The 9,647-nt window shown below is 66.0% G+C and carries 7 protein-coding genes; 5 read left to right on the top strand and 2 right to left on the bottom strand.

What is annotated here, in order from left to right:
• The 5 genes from CJ028_RS02990 to paaZ all read left to right on the top strand — a co-directional run.
• Positions 1 to 1,684 (top strand): DEAD/DEAH box helicase (locus tag CJ028_RS02990; RefSeq protein WP_105033808.1); only part of this gene is annotated, 1,684 nt, incomplete at its 5' end.
• Positions 1,685 to 1,867: 183 nt separating this feature from the next.
• Positions 1,868 to 3,112 carry a metal-dependent hydrolase family protein gene (locus CJ028_RS02985; protein ID WP_105033807.1) on the top strand — a complete coding sequence of 415 codons (1,245 nt, stop codon included), beginning with the start codon at positions 1,868 to 1,870 and terminating at the stop codon, positions 3,110 to 3,112.
• Between the two features lie 155 nt (positions 3,113 to 3,267).
• On the top strand, positions 3,268 to 4,452 hold the full coding sequence (locus tag CJ028_RS02980; RefSeq protein ID WP_105033806.1) for a thiolase family protein: 1,185 nt from the start codon (positions 3,268 to 3,270) through the stop codon (positions 4,450 to 4,452).
• 46 nt (positions 4,453 to 4,498) lie between these two features.
• Positions 4,499 to 5,392, top strand: a complete 894-nt coding sequence (locus tag CJ028_RS02975; protein WP_105033805.1) for a 3-hydroxyacyl-CoA dehydrogenase family protein — start codon at positions 4,499 to 4,501, stop codon at positions 5,390 to 5,392.
• 50 nt (positions 5,393 to 5,442) lie between these two features.
• Positions 5,443 to 7,500: a phenylacetic acid degradation bifunctional protein PaaZ gene (gene paaZ, locus CJ028_RS02970; protein ID WP_105033804.1), complete on the top strand. Its 2,058-nt coding sequence runs from the start codon at positions 5,443 to 5,445 to the stop codon at positions 7,498 to 7,500.
• 116 nt (positions 7,501 to 7,616) lie between these two features.
• On the opposite strand, the gene CJ028_RS02965 is transcribed toward paaZ, so the two are convergent.
• Complete coding sequence (locus CJ028_RS02965) at positions 7,617 to 7,994, bottom strand: DUF7882 family protein (protein WP_240607057.1); 378 nt, start codon at positions 7,992 to 7,994, stop codon at positions 7,617 to 7,619.
• Between the two features lie 154 nt (positions 7,995 to 8,148).
• Positions 8,149 to 9,399 (bottom strand): low temperature requirement protein A, encoded by a 1,251-nt coding sequence (locus CJ028_RS02960; protein WP_161498878.1) that lies wholly within the window; start codon positions 9,397 to 9,399, stop codon positions 8,149 to 8,151.
• Positions 9,400 to 9,647 lie beyond the last annotated feature (248 nt).

The raw sequence follows: 9,647 nt of genomic DNA, 5'->3' as shown, positions 1-9,647 counted from the left end.
GGCCTACAACAACGACCGCAACAACGACCGTCCGTCGTATGGTGACCGTGCCCCGCGCACCGACCGTCCGGCCTACAACAACGACCGTCCCCGCACGGATCGTCCGGCCTACAACGACCGTCCGGCCCGCACGGAGCGTCCGTCGTATGGTGATCGCAACAGCGCCCCGCGAACCGAGCGTCCCTCCTATGGTGACCGTGCCCCGCGCACCGACCGCCCGACCTACAACGACGACCGTCCGGCCCGCACGGAGCGTCCCTCGTACGGCGACCGTCCCGCTCGCACCGAGCGTCCGTCCTACGGCGACCGCGCACCGCGCAGCTTTGACGACCGCGCCCCGCGTCGTTCCAACGACGACCGCCCGCCCCGTCGCGACTTCGGTAATGACCGTCCGAGCGACGGCGACAGCAAGTTCTACCCGAAGCGCAGCGAAAACGGCGCCAAGCCGACCTTCGCCGGCGGCGACGACGTTGTACTCGAGCGTCTCGAAGCCATCGCCACGACGGCATCCGATGTCGTTGGCGTGACCTTCGGCGACCTGGGCCTCGGCGAGAACATCGTGCGCGAGCTCGCTGCCCTCGGCGCTCCGTCCCCCTTCCCGATCCAGGCTGCGACCATCCCCGACGTGCTCGCCGGGCGCGACGTGCTCGGCCGTGGCAAGACCGGATCCGGTAAGACCATCGCCTTCGGCGCTCCGCTGGTGGAGAAGCTGATGGAGAACAACGGCGCCAAGGACCGCAAGATGGCCCGCAAGCCCCGCGCGCTCATCCTGGCTCCGACCCGCGAGCTCGCCCTACAGATCGACCGCACCGTGCAGCCCATCGCCCGCAGCGTCGGCCTCTTCACCACCCAGATCTACGGCGGCGTTCCCCAGTACCGCCAGGTCAGCGCCCTCCAGCGCGGCGTGGACATCATCATCGGCACCGCCGGTCGCATCGAAGACCTCATCGACCAGGGTCGTCTCGACCTGAGCGAAGTTGTCGTCACCGTGCTCGACGAGGCCGACTACATGTGCGACCTCGGGTTCCTGGAGCCGGTGCAGCGCATCCTGCGCCAGACCAAGGCCGGCGGCCAGAAGCTGCTCTTCTCCGCGACCCTTGACAAGGGTGTTGCCTCGCTGGTCAAGGAATTCCTGACCAACCCGGCCGTGCACGAGGTCGCCGGTGAAGACCAGGCCTCCTCCACCATCGACCACCGCGTGCTCGTCATCGAGCACCGCGACAAGGGCCGCATCATCGAAGAGCTCGTCAACCGCGAGGGCAAGACTCTCATCTTCAGCCGCACCCGCGCCTACGCTGAGCAGCTCGCCGACCAGCTCGAGGACGCCGGAGTCAAGGCCACCAGCCTGCACGGTGACCTCAACCAGGCTCGTCGTACCCGCAACCTGCAGATGCTCACGAGCGGCCGGGTCAACGTTCTCGTCGCAACGGATGTCGCTGCTCGCGGAATCCACGTCGACGACATCGACCTGGTCATCCAGGCCGACGCCCCCGACGAGTACAAGACGTACCTGCACCGCGCGGGACGCACCGGCCGCGCCGGCAAGACCGGAACCGTCGTGACGCTCATTCCCAAGCAGCGCAAGCGCCGCATGGATGAGCTGCTCGATCGGGCCGAGATCGACGCCAGCTACACCTCCGCCACCCCGGGTGACGCGGCTGTGCGCGAACTGGCGAACATCTAGCATCCGCTCGCAAGTTCGTTGAAGCAATAATGGGCATCCACCGTGCGGTGGGTGCCCATTTTGTTTTCGTTCCCTTTGGGGGCACGATCAAGTAGGCAACAGGGGGAATTGCACGAGGATCGGCCGCACTGATGCAGCCGATGGGACCCCGATCGCCATGCCGGCATCCACTGAAAGGTCCTCATGACTGTCTCTTCCACCGTCTTTCGGAACGCCCACGTTTTTAATGGCGAACGGTTCCTTCCCGAGCCAGCAGACGTCGTCTTCACCGGAATCACCGTCGCGGCGGTCGGCCCACAAGCCGGATCCCTCCCGGCCTTTGCGGATGCCACCGTGATCGATTGCAGCGGCAAGACGGTGCTGCCCGGGCTGATCGACCTGCACATTCACTCCACAACCTCGAACCCGGGATCACTCCAGGCATTCACTGAACCGTTCTCCCTGCAGTTTTACGAATCAGTTCGCAATCTCGAGTCGACCCTGCGCGCCGGAATCACCTCGGCTCGAGACGCTGGCGGCGCCGATCTGGGCACCAAGCTTGCTGTTGACAGCGGACTGATCAAAGGTCCGCGCCTGCGTTTGGCAATCAGCATCATGTCCCAAACCGGCGGGCACGCGGACTTCTGGCAACCTTCCGGAGTGGAGTCCCCGACAATGGGCTCACACCCCGGCCGTCCAAGCGGTATCGCAGACGGAGTCGAAGAAGTGCGCAAGGTCACTCGACGGATGCTTCGAGCGGGGGCCGACCAGATCAAGATCTGCTCGACCGGCGGCGTGCTATCGCCGACGGATGACCCGCGGCACTCGCAGTTCACCGAGGCCGAGATTCGGGTCATCGTTGAGGAGGCAGAAGCGCAGGGCAAATATGTCATGGCGCATGCGCAGGGAGCTGCCGGCATTAAGAACGCCCTTCGGATGGGTGTGCGCACCATCGAGCACGGAATCTATCTCGACGACGAAGCCATCGCCCTGTTTCTGGAGAAGAACGCGTACCTCGTTCCCACCCTCGCCGCGCCGGAGGCCGTGATCCGCAAGGCGGCAACGGGACAGAGCGGACTCTCGCCGCTGGTGATCGCCAAAGCACACCAGGTCATTGACATTCATCGGGAATCCATCAGGCGAGCAGTCGCCGCCGGTGTGCGCATCGCCATGGGCACCGACTCCGGGGTGGGCGTGCACGGCGAAAACCTACAGGAGTTGGCGCTGCTCGCCGGCGTGGGCATGACACTCGAGCACGTACTCGCAGCCACGACGTCGGTGGCCGGAGAGCTCATCACTCCCCACGGAAGCGTTGGGCGATTGGCTCCGTCATATTTGGCAGACGCCGTGATCCTGAATGCCCGCCTCGACTCCATCGACCAACTTGCGGTACTCCCGACCATGATCGAGCAGGTGTGGAAGGACGGCCGAAACCAGTTCCCCGTGTAGTCGGTCTTTGGTCGTTGCGTGTCGGACCGTTTCGGCAACACCAGAATCCGGGAGTTGCCGCGCGAGCATCCGTCTGCCAGAATTACTTTCCGAACGATCGGTAAGTTACGAATCGTTCCCACATGCACACGCAGACACCGTCGTCAGGAGAAAACATGGCTGAGGCCTACCTCGTTGGAGGAGCACGCACCCCCGTAGGCCGATACGGCGGTGCGCTGGCCACAGTTCGCCCGGATGACCTCGCCGCACTCGTCGTTGGCGAGGCCGTGCGCCGCGCCGGCATCGACGCCGGGCTGATCGAAGAGATCGTCTTCGGCGCCGCCACCCAGGCCGGCGAAGACAATCGCAACGTCGCCCGCATGGCCGGGCTGCTCGCCGGATTGCCAGACCACGTGCCGGGAATCACAGTCAACCGGCTGTGCGCCTCCGGCATGTCGGCGATCACGATGGCCGCCCAAGCCATCCGTGCCGGCGACGCCGACCTGATGATCGCCGGCGGTGTCGAGTCGATGACCCGCGCCCCCTGGGTGCAGGCCAAACCCGACCGCGCCTGGGCCAAGCCCGGTGCCCAGTTCGACACCTCCATCGGCTGGCGCTTCGTGAACCCCAAACTCGCCGCGCGCGACAAGGCCACCTTCTCAATGTCGGAGACCGCCGAGGAGGTCGCCCGCCTCGACGGCATTACCCGGGAAGAAGCGGATGCCTTCGCGCTCCGCAGTCACCAGCGCGCCGCTGCCGCGATCGACGCCGGCCATTTCGTCGATGAGATCGTCGGCGTGCCCACCAAGAAGGGCGAGGTGCTCGTCGATGAGGGCCTGCGCCGTGAGACCACCCTCGAGGGCCTCGCCGCCCTGCGCCCCATCGTCGCCGGCGGCTCCGTCGTCACGGCCGGCAACGCGAGCTCGCTCAACGACGGCGCCTCCGCGGTCCTCGTGGCGAGCGGCGAGGCCGTGAAAAAGTACGGCCTCACCCCCCGCGCCCGCATCGTCGTCGGTGCCAACGTGGGCCTGGCCCCCGAGATCATGGGCCTCGGCCCGGTCGCCGCCACCCAGCGCGCCCTCGAGCGCAGCGGCCTGAGCCTGGCCAACCTCGGCGCAATCGAGCTCAACGAAGCCTTTGCCACCCAGTCCATCGCGTGCATTCGCCGCCTCGGCCTCGACGAAGAAATTGTCAACCGCGACGGCGGCGCTATCGCGCTCGGGCATCCGCTCGGGTCAAGCGGTGCACGCCTGGTCGTCACTCTGCTCGCCCGCATGGAGCGGGAAAACGCCCAGCACGGCCTCGCCACCATGTGCGTCGGCGTCGGTCAGGGCTCGGCCCTCATTCTGGAGCGGGTCTAGTGTCGAAAGGCACGCCCGCTCTGATCGTCACTGTGGAGGAAATCTGATGTCTGTTTCTGAACTGGAACTCGGTGATCGCGGCGAATCCGGGGTGCCCGACCGCGTTGGCGTGCTCGGCGGCGGGCGCATGGGCGCCGGAATCGCCCACGCATTCCTGCTCGCCGGAGCCCACGTGGTGCTGGTTGAACAGGGCGACACCGAAGCGGATGCCGCGCGGGAACGGGTGCTGCGCGCCGTCGAAGCGAGCATCAGCCGCGGTGCCACGGGTGAGACCCGTCTCGAACTCGAGTCCCGCCTCGAGGTCGGTGCCGACTTTGAACTGTTTCGCGACCGTGCGCTCGTGGTCGAGGCCGTCCCCGAGGTGCGCGCGCTCAAGGTCGAGGCCCTGCAGAAGGTCGAGGCCCAACTTTCCGACGACGCCGCCCTCGCCAGCAACACTTCGTCGATCTCGATCGACGACCTCGCCGACGAACTGAAACGCCCGGCTCGCTTTCTCGGCCTGCACTTCTTCAACCCGGTGCCAGCGTCAAATCTGGTCGAACTCGTCACCGGAAGCTCCACCTCGCCCGAATTGGTAGCGGATGCCCAGAGCTGGGTTTCTGCCCTCGGCAAGACTCCGATTACCGTCAGTGACGCGCCCGGATTCGCCTCGTCCCGCCTCGGTGTGGCCCTCGGGCTTGAGGCAATCCGCATGCTCGAAGAGGGTGTCGCGAGCGCCTCGGATATCGATGCCGCGATGATGCTGGGCTACAAGCATCCGGTTGGGCCGTTGAAACTGACCGATCTAGTCGGACTCGACGTGCGGCTCGGCATCGCCGAATACCTGCACCAGCAGCTCGGGGCCCGCTTCGAACCGCCAGCGCTGCTGCGCAAGCTCGTCGCGGAGGGCAAGCTCGGCCGCAAGTCCGGCCAGGGCTTCTACCGCTGGGACGAAGCCTGATGCCCACTCGCACCGAGACCGCACCCCGCATAGAACCCAAGGGAGACCCCATGACGACCATTCTGCCCAGCTACGTCCAGGGTGCCTGGTGGACGCCGACGACCGACGACAACGCCGTCGACGTCTGCGACGCCTCGACCGGCGAGATCGTCACCCGCGTCAGCACGCGGGGCCTCGACCTCGCAGCCGCACTCGAGTACGCCCGCACCGTCGGCCAGAAATCGCTCGGCGAGCTCACCTTTCACCAGCGTGCCGTGCTGCTCAAGCAGCTGGCCCTGCTGCTGACCGAGCATAAGAAAGAGCTTTACGCCCTCTCCAGCCGCACCGGCGCCACCAAGGTGGACTCCTGGGTCGACATCGACGGCGGCATCGGCGTGCTGTTCAGCTACTCCTCCAAGGGTCGCCGCGAGCTGCCCAACGCCCGCGTCTACGTTGACGGGCCGGTCGAGCAGCTCTCCAAGGACGGCTCCTTCATCGCCCGCCACATCTACTCGCGCCTGCCCGGTGTGGCCGTGCAGATCAACGCGTTCAACTTTCCGGTCTGGGGTGCCCTCGAGAAGTTCGCGCCAGCATTCCTGGCCGGCGTGCCCACCCTGGTGAAGCCCGCCACGCCGTCCGGCTACCTCGCCGAGGCGTTCGTGCGCATCCTCGCCGACTCCGGCCTGCTGCCTGAGGGCTCGCTGCAGCTGGTCTCCGGCAGCGTGCCGACCCTGTTCGACGACGTGCGCCTCGGTGACCTCGTTGCCTTCACCGGATCGGCCTCGACCGCCGAGAAGCTCCGCGCGAGCGACTCGGTGCAGACCGGGGGAGTGCGTTTCACCAACGAGACCGACTCAATCAACGCCTCTATTCTCGGTCTGGATGCCGTCGCCGGCACCCCCGAATTCGACGCCTTCGTCAAGCAGGTCGTCACCGAGATGACGGTCAAGGCCGGCCAGAAGTGCACCGCCATCCGCCGCGTCATCGTGCCGCGTGCGGCCATGGATGACGTCGTCGCGGCCGTGCAGGCGCGGATCAGCGAACGCATTGTGCTCGGCGACCCCCGCTGCGATGGCGTCACCATGGGGCCGCTCGCCTCGGCCGCGCAGCGCCTCGAGGTACTCAAGCAGGTTGCTCGCCTGCAGGCCGCCGGCGGTGAGCTGGTCGTCGGCCAAACGAATGCCCCCGCCGTTCTGCAAGCGGACGGCACGACCGCGCTCGCTCCCGACGGTGCCTTCGTCGAGCCGCTGCTGTTGCGCTTCGACGACGCGTCCGTCGCCGCTGTGCACGAGGTCGAAGCCTTCGGCCCGGTGTCCAGTGTGCTCGGCTACGACACCCTCGACGAGGCCATCGCCCTGGTGCGCCGCGGCGGCGGGTCGCTCGTGACCAGCATCGCGACCCACGACCCCGAGGTCGCCGTCGCCCTGATGACCGGCATCTCGGCCTTCAACGGCCGCGTGCTCGTGCTCGACCGCGACGACGCCCGCACCTCCACCGGGCACGGTTCGCCGGTGCCGCAACTGGTGCACGGCGGCCCCGGCCGGGCCGGCGGCGGCGAAGAGCTCGGCGGCATCCGTGCGGTGCTGCACCACATGCAGCGCACTGCCATTCAGGGCTCACCCGAGATGCTCACGGCCATCACCGGAATCTGGCACCAGGGCGCGTCTGCGCGAGGCGGCGACACGCATCCGTTTAGAAAGAGCCTCGCCGAACTCGTGATCGGCGACCAGATCGTGTCCGAGTACCGCACGGTGACTCTCGAAGACATCGAAACCTTCGCCCAGTTCACCGGGGACACCTTCTACGCCCACATGGACGAAAAAGCGGCCGCCGCGAACCCGTTCTTCCCTGGCCGGGTGGCGCACGGCTACCTGCTGGTCTCCTGGGCCGCCGGCCTATTCGTCGACCCAGCGCCTGGGCCCGTGCTCGCCAACTCCGGGCTGGAAAACCTGAAGTTCGTCACGCCGGTGTCGCCCGGAGACAGCATCCGCGTCGCGCTCACCGCGAAGCAGATCACCCCGCGCGAGACCGACGAGTACGGCGATGTGCGCTGGGATGCCGTGCTGACCAATCAGAAGGACGAACTGGTCGCGTCCTACGACGTACTGACCCTGGTCGCGAAGCACTAGGTCGCGTCAGATTCGAACGCGGGCCCGCGCTCTAAACGTGGGCCCGCCTTTCGTGAATCAGCCGGAGGTCCGGTCACCGACTCTGCCCGTGGCGCGGCGTGCTGCCGTGACGCGGATTATGCCAGTACCGTGTCGGTGCGGGCGGTCGTTCGCGCGTCAACTGTCGTCTTCGGCCGCGCGGTCAGCGTGGTGACCGGCAACGACCCAGCCTCGCTGACGATGGCGAGTCCCTGGGCGCTGTTGGCCGAGCGGCTGAGGTCTTCGATCCACTGTCGGTTCAACGAGGCGGCGTGGCCGCCGGAATACTTGAAGTACAGCGGGATGGCCGGGTTCAGCCAGATTGAGCTGCGACCGGAACCGACCTCGGCGGAGTCCTGCCACGACAACAGAAAACTCTCGCCCCGGCGCAGCTTCTGCACGATGACGAGTTGCAGGTGCGCGAGGGTGCGATCATCGATCTCGACGACGACGCGGTCATACGTGAGAGAACCCATGATTGCCTTCCTTCTGTTTCAGCGATCTCGTTCATTTCAGTATTCCGGTTGCGCAGCCACAGCACCAGAGTCAAACGTCCCATTTTCCCCGCCCTGCGGACGGGGCCCAGTTTCTAAACTAGGCCCACGGTCACCAGGTGGGCCCGGCATCCGCTCAGCCAGCGTCGTCGTCGGTCGTACCGGCGCGAACGCGCGCGATGGTCTCCCCGGCCGCGACGGTGACCAGAATGACCGACGTCATGGCCCCGAGCCCGATCGGAGTCATGACCGCTGCCGCCGCACCGGCCAGGGCGAGCAACCCGACCCCCACGAGGTGCGACACAAGCACGGTGCGCGTAACGATCCAGCGAAACAGCAACAGCCCTACCAGGTAGAACAGCGGCCCGCCAACGATGATCACGGCTACCGGCAGGGTCATGGCATCCTCCGGATGCTCCAGAACCGACTTGTCAGCGACCGAGGTCAGTACGATTCCCGCGATGATGATGGCATGCACGTAGGTATACGCCAGCCGAGCGATGCGGCCCGGCTCCCTCGATGCCGCGATCGCGTTACTCCCAGCACGCTCGCCGTGATCGAAATACAGCCACCACATCGCCACCCCGTTGACGAAGGCGAGAAACAACCCGGTTATCCCGAGAGCGGATGCCTCCTGATCGACGAAAGCAAACCCGGTCACCAGAAAGGACTCACCGACGGCAATGATGACGAACAGGGCGCTGCGCTCGGCGATATGCGGTCCGGAGATATCCCAGTCGTCGACGCCCGGCGCTTTCAGCCCGGGGATGCGAAATCCGAGGCTCGCCGAACCGTATTCAATCGCGAGCGCGATCAGCCAGGCTGGCAGCCGTACCGCGAGCGGCATGAGGCCACCGACGATCCAGAACACGCTCGCCACCGAGAGCCAGAGCAGAATGCGCAGAAAGGTCGCGTGCAGGGCCGGATCATGCCTGGCAAGAGCGAGCACCATGAAAACGGTGCGGCCCAGTTGCAGCACAACATACGCGATAGCGAAGACCAGCCCCTGATCGCCGAAGGAATCGTAGATCGACGTACTGATCACCAGACCTACGAGGGAGAGCCCGATCACCACGCCGCGCACCGGAAGTTTGGCCGGATCGAGCCAGTTGGTCACCCAGGTCGTGTACACCCAGAGCCACCACAGCGCGAGTACGAGAATGATCGATTCCAGCGCACCGACCCAGGATTGATTGGCGTAGAGGTACCGGGACAGCTGGGTAAGAGCGAAGACGAAGATCAGGTCGAAGAACAGCTCGATGTGGGTGACCCGGTCGCTTCTGGCGGAATCGGTCGGCCGCAGCAGGCTCCGGCGAAACCCCAAGCGCAGAATCCACGCGCGAGGCTCAAACGGATGCCGCTGGGTCGTCCTATCTGATCGGCTCACGACCCCAGTCTCCACCCGCAGCCCGTGCGACACGCCCGGGTGGGGTGCGTTTTGACGGGTGGGCGTGGTGGCCGTAATGTATCTATACGTACCCCAAAGGTGCGGAAAGCCGCAGTGCTTCCCGGCCTCATGTGGGACCATCTTCTGGTCGTATCGGCTATCGGTTCTTGTTTCAAGTTCTCGGTTGTTGGGCTAGGATAGTAAGCCTCCCATCGAGTGTGTGTTGCTGGTTGAGTCGTGTTTTTCCG

The organism is Cryobacterium aureum, assembly GCF_002954245.1.
Classification (GTDB): domain Bacteria; phylum Actinomycetota; class Actinomycetes; order Actinomycetales; family Microbacteriaceae; genus Cryobacterium; species Cryobacterium aureum.
The sequence above is the reverse complement of the archived record's forward strand: the minus strand, read 5'-3'. Positions and strand labels throughout refer to the sequence as shown.

What these genes read in the sequence shown, in the direction of transcription:
- CJ028_RS02985 (WP_105033807.1), top strand. Translation starts at nt 1,868, where the DNA reads ATGACTGTCTCTTCCACCGTCTTTCGGAACGCCCACGTTTTTAATGGC.
- CJ028_RS02980 (WP_105033806.1), top strand. Translation starts at nt 3,268, where the DNA reads ATGGCTGAGGCCTACCTCGTTGGAGGAGCACGCACCCCCGTAGGCCGA.
- CJ028_RS02975 (WP_105033805.1), top strand. Translation starts at nt 4,499, where the DNA reads ATGTCTGTTTCTGAACTGGAACTCGGTGATCGCGGCGAATCCGGGGTG.
- paaZ (WP_105033804.1), top strand. Translation starts at nt 5,443, where the DNA reads ATGACGACCATTCTGCCCAGCTACGTCCAGGGTGCCTGGTGGACGCCG.
- CJ028_RS02965 (WP_240607057.1), bottom strand. Translation starts at nt 7,994, where the DNA reads ATGGGTTCTCTCACGTATGACCGCGTCGTCGTCGAGATCGATGATCGC.